Annotated in this window: 10 protein-coding genes; 6 read left to right on the top strand and 4 right to left on the bottom strand. The window is 50.1% G+C overall.

The features are described from left to right. Positions 1-208 precede the first annotated feature (208 nt). The 3 genes from AC6B99_RS05460 to AC6B99_RS05450 all read left to right on the top strand — a co-directional run bounded on the left by AC6B99_RS05460 (position 209) and on the right by AC6B99_RS05450 (position 2,618). On the top strand, positions 209-796 hold the full coding sequence (locus AC6B99_RS05460; RefSeq protein WP_496662934.1) for a TetR/AcrR family transcriptional regulator: 588 nt from the start codon (positions 209-211) through the stop codon (positions 794-796). A 183-nt stretch (positions 797-979) separates the two neighbouring features. Next, the gene (locus AC6B99_RS05455; protein WP_496662933.1) at positions 980-1,723 is read left to right on the top strand and encodes an SDR family oxidoreductase; all 744 of its coding nucleotides are present in this window, start codon (positions 980-982) and stop codon (positions 1,721-1,723) included. A 58-nt stretch (positions 1,724-1,781) separates the two neighbouring features. Then, positions 1,782-2,618: a GNAT family N-acetyltransferase gene (locus tag AC6B99_RS05450; protein WP_494862581.1), complete on the top strand. Its 837-nt coding sequence runs from the start codon at positions 1,782-1,784 to the stop codon at positions 2,616-2,618. A 123-nt stretch (positions 2,619-2,741) separates the two neighbouring features. Here the strand turns inward: AC6B99_RS05450 and AC6B99_RS05445 are convergent, their stop codons facing one another. Next, on the bottom strand, positions 2,742-5,135 hold the full coding sequence (locus AC6B99_RS05445) for a transglutaminase domain-containing protein (RefSeq protein WP_496662932.1): 2,394 nt from the start codon (positions 5,133-5,135) through the stop codon (positions 2,742-2,744). A 340-nt stretch (positions 5,136-5,475) separates the two neighbouring features. On the opposite strand from AC6B99_RS05445, the gene AC6B99_RS05440 reads away from it, so the two are divergent. After that, complete coding sequence (locus AC6B99_RS05440) at positions 5,476-11,964, top strand: immunoglobulin-like domain-containing protein (protein WP_496662931.1); 6,489 nt, start codon at positions 5,476-5,478, stop codon at positions 11,962-11,964. A gap of 252 nt (positions 11,965-12,216) precedes the next feature. Continuing rightward, on the top strand, positions 12,217-12,714 hold the full coding sequence (locus tag AC6B99_RS05435) for a DinB family protein (RefSeq protein WP_494881837.1): 498 nt from the start codon (positions 12,217-12,219) through the stop codon (positions 12,712-12,714). Between the two features lie 72 nt (positions 12,715-12,786). On the opposite strand, the gene ybaK is transcribed toward AC6B99_RS05435, so the two are convergent. Then, complete coding sequence (ybaK, locus tag AC6B99_RS05430) at positions 12,787-13,260, bottom strand: Cys-tRNA(Pro) deacylase (RefSeq protein WP_494862573.1); 474 nt, start codon at positions 13,258-13,260, stop codon at positions 12,787-12,789. Further along, a complete protein-coding gene (locus AC6B99_RS05425) occupies positions 13,251-13,973 on the bottom strand; it encodes a MerR family DNA-binding transcriptional regulator (protein WP_496662930.1) in 723 nt (240 codons plus the stop codon). The genes ybaK and AC6B99_RS05425 overlap by 10 nt, the downstream gene beginning before the upstream one ends. Before the next feature lie 150 nt (positions 13,974-14,123). Between AC6B99_RS05425 and AC6B99_RS05420 the strand changes: the two genes are divergently transcribed. Further along, entirely contained in the window at positions 14,124-14,993 is an 870-nt protein-coding gene (locus AC6B99_RS05420) for an alpha/beta fold hydrolase (RefSeq protein WP_494881833.1), read from the top strand. 9 nt (positions 14,994-15,002) lie between these two features. Here AC6B99_RS05420 and AC6B99_RS05415 read toward each other — a convergent pair whose 3' ends face one another. Next, entirely contained in the window at positions 15,003-18,143 is a 3,141-nt protein-coding gene (locus AC6B99_RS05415) for a hybrid sensor histidine kinase/response regulator (protein WP_496662929.1), read from the bottom strand. Positions 18,144-18,160 lie beyond the last annotated feature (17 nt).

The following is an 18,160-nucleotide window of genomic DNA, read 5'->3' as shown; positions in this document are numbered from 1 at the left end:
AGGTAAAATCGATGGCGATAAGCAGCGAAGGTAGCGGGAAGGGCGTACTAAGCAACGCGTTTCTCCCAACCTCTGTGCTGCATCGTTATCGGTTTTTTTATGGAGAAAGCAAAAAGCCTGGACTGACAAAGTTGAGCTTTTGACATTTGTATTGGGCTGGACCATATGATATGGTTGAAGCAGCAAAACGAACAAAGAGGGGATAACAATGGCAAATGAAACGCCGTTAACGAAGGAAGCCATATTGGACGCAGCGGAACAGGTGCTTCGGAGATATGGCCCCGATAAAACGTCGGTTACGGACATCGCGAAGTTTCTCCAGGTTAGTCATGGCACCTTATATCGGCATTTTGCGAGCAAGGCTGCGCTTCGAGAGACAGTTACCGAGAGATGGCTGGATAAAAGCGTATCCGAGCCTCTAGAAGGGATTGCGACTGCAACGGACGGCAGCGCTGCTATGCAATTGCGCTCATGGCTTGACGCGCTTATGCAGAAGAAGCAGATGTATGCGCTTGAGGATGCGGAGATGTTTGCAATGTACTCAGCGGTAACGCTGGAAGCCGTTGATTTAATTGCGGCGCATGTCGATCACTTGGTCAAGCAGATTGCCATCATTGTAGAACGCGGCATGCACAGCGGCGAGTTTAAGCCGGGTGATGCGCATGCGACGGCAAGGGCTATTTTTCTGGCGACGACGAAATTTCATCATCCGGCTTTTGTGCGCGAATGGTCGAGCAAGGAAATAGCTCAGGACTTTGATGCGGTATGGAGATTGCTGCTTGCCGGATTACAATAATTACGCCTTTAGAAACAGATCGGATTACTCCGGGAGCCGTTTCTAAAAGGCGTATTTTTTTGCACTCAAATCGTATAAATGACAAAAAATAAAATTTGTTATTTGACATTTGATAGGTGTCAGCATATACTCAAATCAACAACAACGAGGAACGATTCCTCGCGACAAAGGATGGGACCACAGATGGAGAAAAGTTTAACGGGCAAAGTGGCATTAGTTACGGGCGCATCGAGAGGCATTGGGCAGAAAATCGCTGAGGATTTGGCACGGCATGGAGCCAAGGTAGTTGTCAATTATGCAAGCAGCCCGGCAAAGGCGGACGAAGTTGTCGCCGGAATTAAACGCAATGGCGGGGAAGCGACAGCAATAGGAGCGAATATCAGCAAGGTGGCGGAGATCGAAGAGCTATTCCACAAAACCTTGGAAGCCTATGGTCAGATAGACATTTTGGTCAACAACGCAGGCATTATGATTAACAAGCCGCTCGCAAGCATAACGGAAGAGGATTTTGACAAGCAGTTTGAGATTAATGTCAAAGGCACCTTTTTTGCCATTCAGCAGGCAGCGCTGCATATGAAGGAAAACGGGCGCATCATTAATTTCTCAACGTCGGTGGCGGGCCATATGTTCAAGGCTTACAGCACCTACGCAGGAACGAAAGGCGCGGTGGAGCAGTTTACCCGCCAGCTTGCGAAGGAGCTTGGTCCGAAAGGCATTACGATCAATGCCATTGCACCGGGACCTGTAAACACGGAGCTGTTCAAGGCAGGGAAGACGGAGGAGCAGATAACGGCGATCAGCAATGCCAATTCCTTTGGACGGCTGGGCGAGCCGGAGGACATTTCACAGGTAGTGCTGTTTCTGGCAAGCAAGGAGTCGCAGTGGGTAACCGGGCAAACGCTGCGCGTGAATGGCGGATTTATTTAAAAGGATGGTTTGAAGCCCTCTCGCAGCTATGTTATGGTTCGTATAAAAGGAGAGGAAGATGATGCAGCATCTGAATCAAATAGTGCCGCTTCTGGAACAGGACACGCTTACGAACATTACGCTGCTGAAAATGATCGAGGCTTATGAGGGGGCCATCAGCAGCAAGCTCATCGAGGGCTCTGAACCATCGCGATGGGGGTTGCTCCTGCTGCTTCCAATTGAAGCGTATCCTTATGATCAGCAAACGTATCCCGAAGCTGACTATATCGCTTTTGTCGCGTATACGGAGCAGTCGCTGCTGCCCGAACTGCTCACAGCTGTTCCCACAGGTGCCCGCCTCGTATTCAAGCTCCAGAAGGATGAGTATCGGGAACAGCTTGCCCAATACTACGAGTTGGAGCAGGCCAGAGCATATATTTCCTATACGAGCCAAGACGAGCTTACCAGCAGCAACGTGCAGCAGCATAAGCAGCATAAGGCGATTAATAATGAAGACGTTGTGAAGCAAGAGACGCTGACAGAGGAACTGCTGCCGCTGCTTTGCAGCAACGGCTATACGCCGGAGGAGCTGCGAGGCTATTTTGCCGAACGCGCCTATGCCTTCGTGATTTACCGGGACGGCGAGGCTGCTGCCGGCTGCTTTATTTTTTGCAATTATAAAGACATTTGGGAAATTGCAGGCGTCCATACCCGGGAGCGCTGGCGTGGGCAAGGCTTGGCAAGGCAGCTTGTAGCTGCCGCGTTGGAGCATTTGAGGCAGAGAGGGCTGAGGCCTAGATACCATGTGCTGGAGACGAATGCCGCCTCAATCGGGCTCGCCGAGTCGCTAGGCCTCCACCCCTTCATGAAGCTGACGCATCATACGATGCGAAGCCCCGCCGCGATACCGCAGTAAATTTAGGCGAATCAACAAAAGCCCGCCCTTCAACGCTAGCTGAAGGGCGGGCTTTGCTGCAAATATAGGAAAGTATATAATTTTTCCATCCTTTCTCTTACCGTACTTGTGCTTCGTCAAACCTTATAATTCCAGCAGCACGTAGCTGCCCATATAGAACAATTCAGCATCGTCATATTGATCAGGTACCTCTTCCCATACGATATCCCAAGTGTCATCCAGCATTTCCGAATAATCGACCTCAGGGGAAAGGCGCAAAATAATTTGATCCTGCCCGCTTTGCACGAGCTTCGTCAGCTCCATGCGATATTGCTTATTGGAGGTGACCTCGAGACCATTTTTCACATAGTAGTCGTATTTATTGCTATCGCCGGTATATTGGTCGAGCTCATCGTCCAGCCAATAAGAAACATCCTCTACATATTCCTCGTTAATGGCGGTCGCATCGCTCGCGTTATAGAGCATATAAGGAACATCTGAATTGGTCGCATTGTTGGTCGGATCGACGTTCAGCCATTCTTCGCCAATTTTGACCTTGTTCCACGCATGGGGAACGCCATCCAAATAGCCGGTTACGACAATCGTCTCCACGCCAGCGAGCTCGTTCAGCAGCTTGTAGGTGTAGGCATAGCTCATACAGACGCCGAGTTTATTGACCATTATGCCGTAGGTGCTGTAAGCATCATAAAACTCCGGGTCCACCTTGCGAAAATCATATTTATACGCATTATCCAGCGCATCATCATCGTATACCGTCGTATCGTTCAAATAATCATAGATCGCCAGCCGTTTTTCCTCGTCGTTCATATCTGGCGTAATCGTGGCTGCAATAATGCGTTCGGCCTCCTGCATAATTTCCCGCTGCTTCGCGCGCATCTCCTTGACCGGATTCTCGTAGGACACATAAAGCGAAAGTGTGCGGTAATCGTAGCCGTAGCTTGCAAGCCCGATAATATATGGGTTTTGGTACATGACCTTCTCGACGACATCAATGAGAACCTCGGTATTTTGCGCTTCGGGAAAGGACATAAGCGAAATGTCTTCCTCTCCGGTCATCAAGTTGCGGGCCAAATATTCCTCTAGCGCCGAGTCGGCAGAAATATTTAGCTTCTCCAGCAGCTTGTCGGTTGGAACCTTTGCTTTATCGCCCTTGGCGACGACGAGGCGCGTATTTTCGATTTGCCGATCAATCAGGTTGTCGGTAGTCGAAGCCGCTTTGGTGTAGCGGGTAATAATAGTCGGCACATTGGCATCCGGTATAAAATAGGTCGTATTTTCCGGCTGGACGTAGCCGGTATTAGCTGTATTATCGGCTTCGTCATCCTCGTCCTCATACCAGGAGGCTACATAATCAATATCCTCAAGGGTGACGTCTTCGACCCAGACGACGCCTGTCAGCGCTGTACCTTTAATGGAATAAGGAATGCGCAGGGGGCTGGACGGCTCAAGGACAAGCGCATCCGTTTCATACACGATGTCCTTAAAGCTGATAGAGCCATCCGTATGCTTGACCTCGACGCTGTATGGCAGATCATCTACGTATTCATAGGTATTGCCGAACAATTCTCCTTCATATTCGTCGGTAACCTCCGTCGGAAGCTGGCTTGACAAATCGGCCGTCACGACGGGGGCGCTGAAGTTGGATTCCTTGCCGTTGGAAACGGCTGTGACATAAAAGTTGCCCTGTACCCCGGTATTTTGCGCGAGTGTAAAGCTCTCGCCCGTATCCAGCTCTAATTGGTCGTAAGTGGTATCGCCAAAATCTTCGAGCTCCGTTCCTTTGACCCGCTCAATCAGGACAGGGGTCTCCAAATAAAAGGCGGATTTTTTGCCCGGAGCGCTTGTCGTTCCATCCGTTTTCCGAGCTTTGGGGAAGGTCTGGTACACCTTGTATTCGCTGACCCCGGTTATTTTATCCCATAAGAGCTTTAGCCTGCCATCCTCGCTTATTTCATAGGTGAGATTCGGAACGGGCAGCTTGGACTCCACCGTGAATGGGATAATGAGCGGCTCCTCCAGCTTTTTGGGCGTAGTGGAAGCCATGTCATAATCAATGCGGAGATAATAAATCGGCGCATTTCCCCAGCCTAATGGATCAGAGGAGGAAGCGGAAGGAAGCGGCAGCACACCTGAATCCAGCGGCTCGACCGTGATTATGCTTTTGCTGCCTTCCACAGGGGTGACCCGGTTGAATGAAGCCATTTGGCTGGAGGGCAGCGCCTGCCGGTCTGTATGAACCGTAATCGTTTCTTCCCACTTTAAATTATCGAGCTGCGTCAAATCGGATTGAAAATGAAAATCGAATTTCATATCTTTGGCTACATTGTAGAGCGGCATAATCGGCTTATTGCTCGTTTCGCCGTATTTTTGCTTTAATTGCTGCACGGAAAGCTTCTCCGGCGTCTGCCAAGCATATTTAAGCAGCTTAATGCTGGAATTGAAGCCATTTGCCGCATCTGACATGCAGCCCGTCAGCAGCAGGCTCATGAGCAGCAGGCTGAGCAGCATTTTTTTCATTGCGCAGGTCTCCTCCGGGAAGTGATGAAATCGTATAGTTAGCAATATGAAAATTTTACCTTGTTAAATTAAATTATTCAATTCATTTCATAGTCATGACAAAAAGGGCTGATCCCATTTGTGCCAAACGCAGCATATTGATGGGCCCTATACGCAGTGTTAGCCGTGAGAAAAGGTGAAAAACGTACTTTTCAGCCTGCTTATTCTATTTTTGATATCGCGAGGCCGGAATTGAACAAAAAATTAAACGACTGGCATAAATAATCCCATTGTGTAGCGGGGCGCTATGCTATTTAATTATTACGAACCAATGAAAACGCATACATTTAGGAGGGGGAACATGAAGCGAAGAAAAATAGCAGCGGTGCTGCTGGTTGCAGCTATGCTGCTCAGCACGCTGACGGGGCTTGCGCCACGAGCGGTTTGGGCAACGGAGGAGGAGCCTGCTTATTTGGATGAAGGGGTGTCGGCAGCGGAGTCGGTGTACCAGCCCGGCCTGATTTTACACTATGATATGAAGACGACGGCAACCGATGCAGGGCAGACCATTGTGAAAAATGTAGCTGGCGGAACAGCCGTATATGACGGCATTTTCCGCAATCCATCGAATGGCCAGCTTGTGGCGAATGGCACTGCTGGTTTTGCTGGCTTTAACGGAGGCGCAGCTTCCGCGAACAGCGGCTATATTGAAATACCGAAAGGCGCAGGCGGCGAGGATCTGCTGAGCGGCTTAACCGATGTCACGATTTCCTCGCTTGTCAATTGGGAAAACGACGGCACGAATCGCTGGATATTCGGATTCGGTGCCACGACAAGCGATCCCGAGAATGGCAACAAATATTTGTTTGCCACGCCGCGTCATGGCAGCACGGGTAATTATGCGGCTGCCGGCATATCGAAAAGCGGCTGGCGCAATGAAGCGCTGTGGAAAGGGGCTGCTACACTTGCAGCGGGAGCTTGGAAGCAGGTGACGGTCGTTTTTTCCGGTGCAGCGGATACGATAACGCTGTATATTGACGGCGTGAAGGCATCCTCCGGCTCGGCGAAGGGCATTAAGCTTGCCGATATTATTAATACGGGGACGAACTACTCCGGCTATATCGGCAAATCTATTTTCGCGGGCGATGCGTTCTATCGCGGCTTGGTAGGCGACTTCCGCGTCTACAATTATGCGCTGAACGATCAGCAGGCGGCTGATCTGTATACGCAGGCTTCCGGCACAATCACGGACCTCAAGCAGCTTGTGCTGACAGCGGCAGCGGATGCACTCGCTCCAGCGACTATGCTTGCCTCAGGCGATTCGAGCGCTGATGCGGTTACGAAAAATTTGACGCTGCCGGCAGCTGGCCGCAATGGCGTAGCGATTGCATGGAGCTCCAGCGATGCGGCGGTCATTGCCGCAGATGGAAAGGTGACGCGTCCAGCGGCGTCAGAAGCGGATAAGTCGGTGCAGCTAACCGCGAGCCTGACGTATCAGGGGCTTTCCATGCAGCGGGTACTGAGCTTTAAAGTATTAAAGGAATTTTCTGAAAGCGCTATCGCAGAGGCGGATGCGGCGGCGCTAATCATCCATAATCTAGATCAGGTTAAGGGACATTTGACGCTGCCTCAGCTTGGAGGGAACGGCTCCAGCATCGAGTGGGAATCGAGTGATCCGGCGGTTGTGAAAGGCTCAGCGCAGGCGGCAGGCGATGCGGCGCAGCTGGGCAGAGTGCTGCGTCCCGCAGATAAGAATGCCGTCGTTACGCTCAAGGCCACGGTGAAAAAAGGCAGCGCAAGCACACAGCGGCTGTTCCAGCTGACCGTGAAGCAGGCTCCGCCGAGCCTCGATTATGACGCTTATTTCTTTGCTTATTTTACCGGGGAGTATGAGGGCGGAGAAGAGATTTCCTTTGCGACAGCCGAAGACCCGCTCAAATGGCGGGCGCTGAATAACGGCCAGTCAATTATTCAATCGACGCTGGGTGAGAAGGGGCTGCGCGACCCGTTCATTATGCGCTCGCATGAGGGCGATAAGTTTTATTTGCTGGCGACGGATTTGCGCATGGGCGAAAGCACAAATTTTGACCAGGCGCAAATAACGGGCAGCCATTCGATTATGATTTGGGAATCTGACGATCTCGTCAACTGGAGCGAACAGCGGATGGTCGAGGTCGCGCCGAAAAACGGCGGCAACACGTGGGCGCCTGAGGCAATCTATGACGAGAAAACCGGACAATACGTCGTATTCTGGGCTTCTTCCATGAAGGTTGCCGATACGTATGGCAAATACGCCAGCGGCCGCCCATTGGGGCAGTACAACGTTATGTATTACGCGACGACGCGGGATTTTTATACGTTTTCGGAGCCAAAGGTGTATATGGATGAAGCGTTCCCGACGATCGATACGACGATGCTTCAGGAGGGCACAGACCTGTATCGTTTTACGAAATCGGAAATCGGCTACAAAGTGTTTTATGAGAAGGCAGCTAATGTCTTTGCCGATGTTGACGGCATTGCGGCTAATGGCTACCAGTTTACGGCGATTGCCGGTACGAAAAATGGCAGCCAGGGACGCATCGGCCATGGCAGCAACAATGAAGGGCCAACCGTATTCAAGGATATTCGGGAGGACAAATGGTATATGTTCCTCGATTCTTGGCCTTATCATGTACGTGTATCAACCAATCTGGAGGACGGAGCGCAGTTTAGGGATAATCTGCTCGCTGCTGATCAATATGCCCTTCCGCCAGGGCCGCGCCATGGCACGGTCATTCCGGTAACGCGGACGGAATATGATGCGCTGCAAGCGAAATACGGCTTGCCTGGTCCAGCGGAAAAGGAGCAGCCAGTTGTGCATTATACGTTCGACAGCAGCAGCGTAACCGGCACGCTTGTGAAGGATATGTCCGGGCAGGGGCACAATGCGACGCTCGTTGGCGGAGCTACCATTAACGAGTCGGATAAAATAGGCAGCTCTGGCAGCTCGGTGGAGCTGGACGGCGCAACAGGCTATGTAAAGCTGCCAGACAATCTGGTGCGCGACTTGAATTTGGAGAAGACGACGATCGCCACTTGGGTGAAGACTGATCAGAACAAGCTGAACCAGCGGATTTTCGACTTTGCTTCGGATACGGGCAGAGCGGCTAACCGCAATACGATGTATTTGAGCACTACAGGCGATACTGGCGGTCTTGAATTCGCTATCGTTACGCCATTCACGGAGAAATTCGCAAGCGATTCGACGCTGCTTGGCGCGAGCTATAAATATGCGCTTCGCGCAGCGACGCCAGCGGCAAATGCTTGGCATCATGTAGCCGTATCCATCGACGGCTTCGAGGCGGTCATGTATGTGGACGGGAAAGAAGTGTCGCGCAGCAGCACCTTTAACGTAGAACCACGCATGCTGCTGCAAACTTCGATGAACGATATTGGCAAATCCCGAAATGCGAGCCACGGCTTGTTTGACGGCAGGCTGGACGACTTCCGCATTTACAATCGGGCGCTGACGAAGGAGCAGATTGCTGCGCTTGCAGCGGACTTGCCGGAAACGCCGGGAGGCGGCGAGCAGCCGGAAACGCCGAAGGCGATCGTCCATTATGATATGGGCCAAGTCGACGGCACGACGGTGAAGGATTTGGCTGGAAGCTTTAATGGCACATGGGTCAATTCGCAAAATGCAGAGTGGATACATGCCGGGCAGACGGGCGTTATCAGCTTCACAGGCGGCACGACCAGCTCCTATATTGAGCTGCCAAAAGGGGTGACCGATGGCCTGACCGATACGACGGTATCCATACTGATGAACTGGAGTGGCAAGGCTGGGGCCGAATGGGCTTTCGCATTAGGGCAGAACAGCACCAAATATATGTATTTTACACCACGCTATAACACATCGGCGGCGAATGCGCGGGCGGGCATTGCGACAAATTCATGGAACAACGAGGTAGCGGCGCAGCACACAGCTGGTCTGACGACCAATCAGTGGAAGCTGGTAACAGCGGTTTTATCTGAAAAGGAGCAGACGCTAACGCTTTATATTGACGGCGTAATGGTAGGAGCAACCGCAACGGGCGGCAAAACCATGGCCCAGATTCAAAATGCAGGCGGCATCAGCGGCTATATCGGCAAATCCTTTTATACGTCCGATCCCTATTTCGGCGGCATGGTCGCTGATTTTAAACTGTTCAATGGCGCTTTGAGCGGGGCAGAGGTTGGGGCTCTACAGCGGGAGGCTGCGGCGAAGATCGCTGCGCTTGACGGGCTAACGCTGGAATATGCGGCTAACCAGCTGGATTACAGCGCTTTTCTGAACGGCAATGCGAGCAAGGACAGCATTCGCACGAATTTGAAGCTTCCGGCAAGCGGCGGACATGGCACAACGATTACTTGGGTGTCTGGCACGCCGAGCGTCATATCGAATACGGGTGCTGTCACGCGTCCTGCCAACGAAGCAGGCAACCAGAGCGTCACGCTGACAGCTACGATTACGGATGGAGCCAAATCGGTGACTCGCAGCTTCACGGTCATCGTGGAGAAGGATGCGAGCCTCATGGAGAAAGCGCTGCTGGATGCGCAAAGCCTAATCGTCCATAACTTGGCCGATGTTCGCGGACATTTGACGCTGCAAGTGAAGGGCGCGAATGGATCGGCCATTGCCTGGGCCAGCGAGCAGCCTCATGTTATAACGGCGACAGGCGAGGTTACACGTCCCGCGCATGGCGCAGAGAGCGTAACCGTTAAGCTGACCGCCATCATTACGAATGGCGAAACCTCGATTTCGAAAGCGTTTCTAGCGACGGTGAAGCCGCTGCCTGCGCCAGCCGACTATAAAGGCTATGCGTTCACCTATTTTACGGGGGAAGGCTCGGCGAGCGGCGAGCAAATTTATTTTGCACTCAGCAAAGGCAATGATGCCTTGCACTGGCAGGAGCTGAATGGCGGGCAACCAGCGATTACGTCGAATTTGGGTGAAAAGGGTCTGCGTGATCCGTTCATTATCCGTTCCCCAGAGGGCGACAAATTTTATCTGATCGCAACCGATTTGAAAATTTACGGCAATGGCGATTGGGGCGCTGCCCAGACGAGCGGAAGCCGCTCGATTATGGTATGGGAATCGACTGACCTTGTAAATTGGTCGAACCAGCGAATGGTAGAGGTCTCTCCGCCGGAGGCCGGGAATACTTGGGCTCCGGAAGCGTTCTATGACGAGGAGACCGGTGAATATGCCGTATTTTGGGCATCGAAAATGTATGCCGACGAAAGCCACAGCACAGGTACGCATCAGCGCATGATGGTGGCGAAAACACGCGACTTCTATACGTTCTCGGAGCCGGTCGAGTATATGAACGATGGCTACTCGATTATTGATACGACGATGATTGGACATGATGGCAAAGTTTATCGTTTTACGAAGGATGAGCGCAGCAATAACAGTGCGACGCCGAATGGAAAGTTTATTTTTCAGGAGTCAGGCAGCAGTGTCTTTGACAGCAGCTTTAAGGTAATCAAGGAGGGCATCGGGCGCGGACAAATTTCACAAGGCGAAGGGCCGACCGTATTTAAGTCCAACACCGAGGAAAAATGGTATATGTTCATTGATGAATTTGGCGGCAGAGGTTATGTGCCGTTTGAGACAACGGATCTCGATTCGGGCGAGTGGAAAATATCGACGAATTATGAGCTGCCGTCACGGCCGCGCCACGGCACGGTCATTCCAGTGACACAAGCGGAATATGACCGCCTGCTTGTAAGCGTACCGAAGGCTGGGCAGTCCGAGTCTGGAACGAAAGTAACCGGTGTGCAGCTTGCGCCTTCAGCACTTGCACTGAAAACAGGGGAAGGAGCGCAAATGTCAGCGAATGTCACGCCTCTGGCTGCGACGAATAAGTCTGTCGTCTGGTCAAGCAGCAATACGGCTGTGGCAATGGTGGATGCAGCAGGTTATGTGCGCGGGGTTGGAAAAGGTGCCGCCTATATTAGTGTGACAACCGTAGATGGCGGATTTATCGCCGTATCAGCAGTGACGGTAAGCGCAGGTGAAGATAACGGTGGTGAACCGACACCGACACCGACACCAACGCCAGGTACGACGCCATCACCGACACCAGGTACTACGCCAACATCGACACCTAGCCCAACACCAGCACAACCGACACCGACCGTACCAAGCCCAAGTCCAACACCGACCATACCGGGCTCGACGACAGGTCCAACACCGACGCCGGTCATATCGATTCCGTCGATGGCACCGGGTACAACGCCAACGACACCGAGTCCAAAACCGAGTACGGAGCCTAGCCCAACACCGTCTGGCGCTTTTAGCGATACAGCGAACCATTGGGCGAGCGCTTCGATTGCAAAGCTGACGGAAAAAGGACTGATGAAGGGTTATCCGGACGACAGCTTCAAGCCGAATGCCGCGATGAGCCGCGCTGAATTTGTGACGGTCATCTATCGCATGCTTGGCATGGATTCAGTTGGAGGAGCTAGCAAAAACTTCAGCGATGTTTCGACAGATGCTTGGTACAGCGGGGCGGTTCATGCCTTGCGTGAAGCGGGAGTCGTTAGCGGCGATGCCGCAGGCACATTCAGGCCTAACGATTCCATTACGCGGGAGGAAGCTTTTGTGCTCGTATACCGCATTGTGAAGGAAAAGCTTGCGCTCAGTGGTGATAGCGATGAACCTTTATTCACTGACGATGCAGCGATTTCAGACTGGGCGAAGGAGGCGATAGCTGCTTTGTCCGCAGCAAATGTACTGAGCGGCTACGATGATGGCACGCTCAAACCGAAGGGCAGCATTACTCGAGCGGAAGTCGCGACGATTTTGGCGGCATTCGTAGAATGAGCAATGGATGCTAGCTGAAAAACCAGCGAAATAAAAATACGGCGGAAGCTCCCGAATGTTTGCCCGGGAGCCTCCGCCGTTTTATTTTCAAAAGTGCTATCGCTGAAAATTCCTCGCATGATTGTAGAGTTCAATATATTACGACTAAGGCGAAACTTCCGCTGCTAGACATCGCTTTTCACAAAGAGGTACAATTTAAAACAGATCCTTTATGCTTGCAGCATAACGGTCTACAAGAGAGGATGACGACACATGCCAAATTCAAATCATTTATTTGGACAAGCCCTTGTCAAATCGCTGGTGGGGGAACGCGGTCATATTCGCATCGCCCGTGCTTTGCCCGACATGGATGCCGAGTTGGCGGGACGTATTCATCAAGCTATGCCTTACAGCATTTATCAGCTGTTGAAACATATGCATTACTGGCAGCATTTCATGCTGGAGCATTTGGAAGGACGGAAGCCGCAGCTTCCTGCAAACGTTATGGAAAGCTGGCCAGAAGAGACTGCCCCGCAAGACGAGCTGTCCTGGCAGGCGGATATTCAGGCCTTTCTAGCTGGAGTCGACCAAGCGGTAGCTATTGCCGAAACCGCGCAGCTGGATGAGCCGCTTCTGTATTTTCCCGGCGAGACCAAGGCGGGGCTGCTGCGCAATATTGCGTCCCACAATTCGTACCATCTGGGCGAAATTGTGCTGCTGCGCCGCTTTTACGGTGCTTGGCCTCCTCCAGGAGGCGGATTTCCGGCGTAACGGATAGACACCCTTTACAGTTGCTTAGGGGCATAGGGGCAACCGCTATTAATATTAGCAGCCCCTAGCCCTTTATTTTATGACCTCAGTAAATAATGCAGCGACAGTAGCGGCGAGCTGTTCAGGGGGAAGCTCCAGCTGCAGACCAACTTTCCCGGCGCTGACGACGATCGTCTCCTGCAGCTCAGCGCTGCTGTCGATAAAGGTAGGATACCGCTTTTTCATGCCAATTGGAGAACAGCCGCCGCGTATGTAGCCCGTCCACTTTTGCAAATCCTTCACTGGAAGCATTTCAAGCTTCTTCTCCCCGGCCGCTTTGGCCGCTTTCTTCATATCCAGCTCAGCCCCAACGGGAATGACAAAAATGTAGAGGCTGTTTCCGCTATGCGTGACCAGCGTTTTGAACACGCAATCCGGCGCTTTTCCAATTTTCTCAGCTACAGCACTGCCGTGGATTTTCCCATCCTCGTTATCATAGGTGTGCACCTCATAAGAAATATGGTCGGCATCCAGCATTCGCATGGCATTCGTTTTGGTTACTTGCATGTGTGGTCCTCCTCTGTGTAGAAATCGACGTATTTCATAAGCTGGGCAGCTCCTTTAAATTGTGTGATCAGCTTTTCGTTTAAGTTTTGAAGGGCAAGGTGAAACGCCTGATCGATTTTTGAATAGCTTTGCAGCTCGAAGGCTTTTAAGAGCTCCTTCATATTTTCGATATAATAGATCGTTTTTCTTAAGCTGCTAATGACTAAAATTTTTCTTAATTCCGGTACGTTGAAAATGCGATAGCCATTTTCTTTATCCCTTTCGGAAACGATCAATCCCTCTTTTTCCCAATGCCTTATTGCGGAGGTGTTCACCCCAGCCATTTCGGCAACTTTGCCAATCGTCATGGCATTCGTCATTTTAACATTTCGATATTTGCTAAAATCAGTATTTTTAATCAGCATAAGGATTTCTTCAACTCTTTGTTTTTCTACTTGGTTGAGGTACAACTGGTTGTTCACCAGCCAAAGCGCCTGTACCTGATCGCCGTTTTTTATTTTTCGCATGACCTCATAAACGGTTGGTATATCATAGCCTTGCAGCAACGAGCGAATCGTTATAAAAGCTTGAAAATGGATGGGCAAATAAGACCTATGGTTGCCTATTGTTCTCGGTACATCCGGGAGCAAGCCCTGCTCCTCATATCTTCTTAAAGTAGTCGTACTTATGTTCAGCTCATTGGCAATTTGTACAGGGGTAAATGTATTTGTCATGCGCCTGCTCCTCATTAAAGTAAAACCTTCAAGTGCTACGATAACATAAAAATGCCTGCATCGAAATCCTGCCGCTGTCTCATGATGAAAAACCGGAATATTGCATGAATGTTGTATGGTATTCATATAAGCGGATTAGGAGTGGTAATCATGAAAAAAATCGTAACTTTAAATGACGGTTCAAAAATGGAGGCGGGTCTAACCGGGAACCCTACCGGTAAAGTCATCATGCTGCCAATAGCCAAAAAATCGGTTTATGGCCAGCAGGCTGAAAGCTTGAAAAGGTGGGGGGTAGACCCCGAGCTGGGGGAGCATTTTATCGATGGACTATCCGATCAGTTTCAGGTTTTGTATTTTGATTATGAAGGCCATCTTTTTGAAAATCCTCAGCCGGATCAGCTCACGCCTGACCATATGACAAAGGATTTTCTGCTCATAGCCGATGAAATGAAGGTGGATACCTTTAGTTATTATGGCTACTCATGGCTTGCATTAGCTGGCTTGCAACTGGCAATTCGAACTCCCAGATTGGAAAGCTTGATGATGGGTGGATTCCCGCCATACGAAGGGCCTTATAAAGAAATGATGATCGTAACGGAAAAGACTCATGGGCAAGCTTTAAAAGATCCAAGCAGCTCTAAGGCTGCTAAATATGAAGAAAATACGACTCCTGATGAAATCGATTGGGATCATGTCCAAATCACTCTCGATCCAAAGCAAACCCAACAATTTTTCACCTTGTATCAAAATTTAATGGATTTTGATGATACGTCCATTCATAAAGCTTTGGACTTTCCTAAACTAGCCTTCGCTGGAGAACAGGATACGATTGTTTACGGCGAAAGCTTCGGCAGTGTAACGGTTGATATGATTGGTATATTGCAAAAGAATAAACAGCAGCTAGAACAATGGGGCTGGGATGTGGCTATCCTCGAAGGAGGAGGAATGGACCATACCCAAGCGATGCAGCCTAATGCTGTTCTGCCCTTGATTAAACCCTGGTTGATGGAGCATTTGTAAATGATCTATCTACCGATCTGGAATAACAAACGACACGGTTGTTCCTTCATTAACGCTGCTCACAATCGACAAGCCCTGGCCGTACAGCTGCTGTAATCGTCGATTCGTATTAGGGATGCCAATTCCAGCTTTTTCACTCAAAGCAGCATTTTGCAATTGAGCGACCTTCTCCTGATCCATTCCCTTGCCATTATCTTTTACTTCAATCAGGGTGAAGCCCTCCCGGCGAGTGATGGAAAGCTGAATCGTACCGCCTGCGTTTCGGCTGAGGAGACCGTGCTTGACGGCATTTTCGATCAGCGGCTGAATAGAGAGCGGGGGCAGCAGCAGGCTAATGCCCGGCTCCACCTCCCATTCAATCGACAACCGATTCCCGAACCGCGTTTTTTCAATATAGAGATAGGCTTCAACGAGCGCGAGCTCATGAGACAGCTCTACCAACTCTCCTGTATTCAGATAATCAAAGCTAATTCGTAAAAAGGACGAGAAGGCCTGACCCAGCTTGCGCATGCTTTCCGTATCAATATCACTTAACGCCATTAACGAATTAAGGGTGTTGAATAGGAAGTGGGGCTGGATTTGCGCCTGCAAATAGGCGGCCTCCATACGCAGACGCTCATTAATGGATAGCTTTAGCGCTATCAATGCTCTGATCCGATATTTTAACTCCAGAGCATCTACGGGCTTCGTCACGTAGTCGCTTGCTCCCGCTGAAAATCCGGTGTAAATGTCGGCTTGCTGGCTGCGTGCGGTTAGAAGCAATACGGGCAGCTCCGACATGGAAAACTGCTCTCTTACTTTCTGCGTTAATTCATAGCCGGACATTTGTGGCATCATGACGTCAGCGATAAGCAAATCCCACTGCCGTGTCCCAAGCAATTGCAGCGCTTCCCGGCCGGAACGGGCGGTTGTAAGGGTGTACGGCTCGGTCGAAAGAATGCTCGTGAGGACATTCAGATTGATCGGATCGTCATCAACGGCAAGAATATGGGCGTACTCTTCCTTAAGCAGCGGCGCAAGGGTGGCGGCAGCCTCCATTTCCCCTGAGAAATGATGCGGGAGTAGGAAGCCAGCGGGCGTCTCCTCGATGATTTCTGGCACTTGTCCAGAAGTTTTCGGGAACTTTGCTAGCGGAAGCTTGGCCTCATCTGCCAAAGGCAGATTAAAGCTGAATACAGAGCCTTTGCCCAATTCAGAGCGAACCGTCAATGCTCCGCCGTGCAGCTCGACAAGCTGCTTGCAAATGCTTAAGCCCAGTCCAATGCCTTGCCCATCGCTTATTCCAAAAGAACCTTGCTCATAAGGGAGAAAAATTTTCTCCTGCGTTTCTTTATCTATACCGAGTCCCGTATCGGAAATATGAATAATCGCTTGCTTGTCTCTCATTTCGGCCGAGACGGTAATGCTTCCTTCCTCCGTATACTTGAGGGCATTATGTAGCAGGTTATATAAAATTTGAACGAGCCTTTTCTCATCGGCCAAAACCAAGGGCAGCGATTCGGATATATCCATATGCAGGTTGATTGGCTTGTGCTCCTTCATGAATTGCAGCATCGCGATAACACCGGGTGCAATAGCCTGAATGCTCAGGGGCTCCCGCTGCAAAACGATGCGTTGTTCCTGAAGCCGGGCAACATCGAGAAGATCGCCAAGCAGCTGTGACATTCGCCTGCTGATCGTAATGAGGAGCTGCATATCCTCAAGACTGCTTTTCGCAAGCCTGGTCTTCTCTTTGGTGACAACGTTATAAGCGATATTCATAATACCGTGCAGCGGCGTACGGAGCTCATGAGACGTATTTGCTAAAAACTGGTCTTTAATTTTATCGGCTTTTTGTAACTGCTTGTTCAAATCTCTGTTTTCCCTCGCATTTCGAAAATACTTTTTAAACCAATAGGCCGAAAAACCAATAATGGCAAAAATAATGTCAATAGGATAGTAGACGGTGGTAACATCTCTTGCATTCTCAGCAATACTCCATAATAAGTTGGAAAGGATGCCTGCTGCGGACAACAGCAAGAAAATGATGTCATTATCTTTATTTTTTTGCAAAATCATCGTTCCGACTATGTATATAAACCAGGCGAATGAGATGAAATTTATCGTATTCAATATATTGTAATGAATAAGCCCATAAGCCATATAGACTGGCGAAATCAGAAAAATGACGGTAAAAACTACAATGGCCGCATTGTGCGTTCGGAACCAGTTTTCCCGCAGAGGAGTCGCGTTGAAGCTTTTGAATAGCAGAAGCAGGAGCACATTTTGCCACAGCAGAGAAATCATTCTAATCTTGAAACTCCAAGTATAGTTGATCGGCAGCCACAATAAGAGTACATTGTCGTGGCCTATTAGAATTGTAATGCCCACGGATAACGTTAACAGCGCTGCGATCAACAATCTCTTCTCTTGCGGACTGAATAGGTAGAGAATGCAAGCATATACGCAATGAAGCAGCAGAATAAGAAAAATGAGCATCTGAAACCCAATCGAGTACCAGCGTACAAAATCAATAGTGGCCGCAGTGCCAAAGCGAATCGGCGTTACAATACCGCCCTTATAAGGGCTGTCGAAATTGGCCGCATGAATGACCAATTCGATCTCTGTCGCTCCTTCAATGCCATAAGTAGAGGTGAAAGAGGCGCTTTTCGGCGTATATTCATAGGCAGAGTCGGCAAGCTTGCCCATGCCCCCATTATCTTTTCCGTTAAGTTCAATTTCTGATGCCGCCTGAATGGTTCTAAACCAAAATGAAACAGGAGTCTGAAGCGGATCGATCAAAATGCGAAGACGATACGTTCCATATCCGTACGAGTTGCTAGATTGGTGCGGCAACGCGCTGCTCCAATCGCCTGGAACGACAACGTAGCTTGCATCAGATTCCGTCTCCAAAAGCTCGCTGCCCGTTAGAAATTTTTCAGGATAAAACTGCCATTCTCCATTCAAATTAAGCACGGGGGAATTTTCTAAATCGATACCGCGGAGGTCAAGTACACCGCCAACGGCATGCGGTTGCTGGTCTGACATGGGAAAGAGGACAGACCATGCCCATCTCATGCTGACTAATGCAGCAAAAATTAGAAGCATGATCGTTATATATTTAAAACGTGTAATATGTTTTGCCTGCAGGACGTTCATCAATTTTGTCATAAATGTATAAAACCTCT

It is taken from the genome of Paenibacillus liaoningensis (assembly GCF_059609455.1).
Note: the sequence above shows the minus strand (reverse complement) of the source record. Positions and strands in the feature narration are given on the sequence as shown.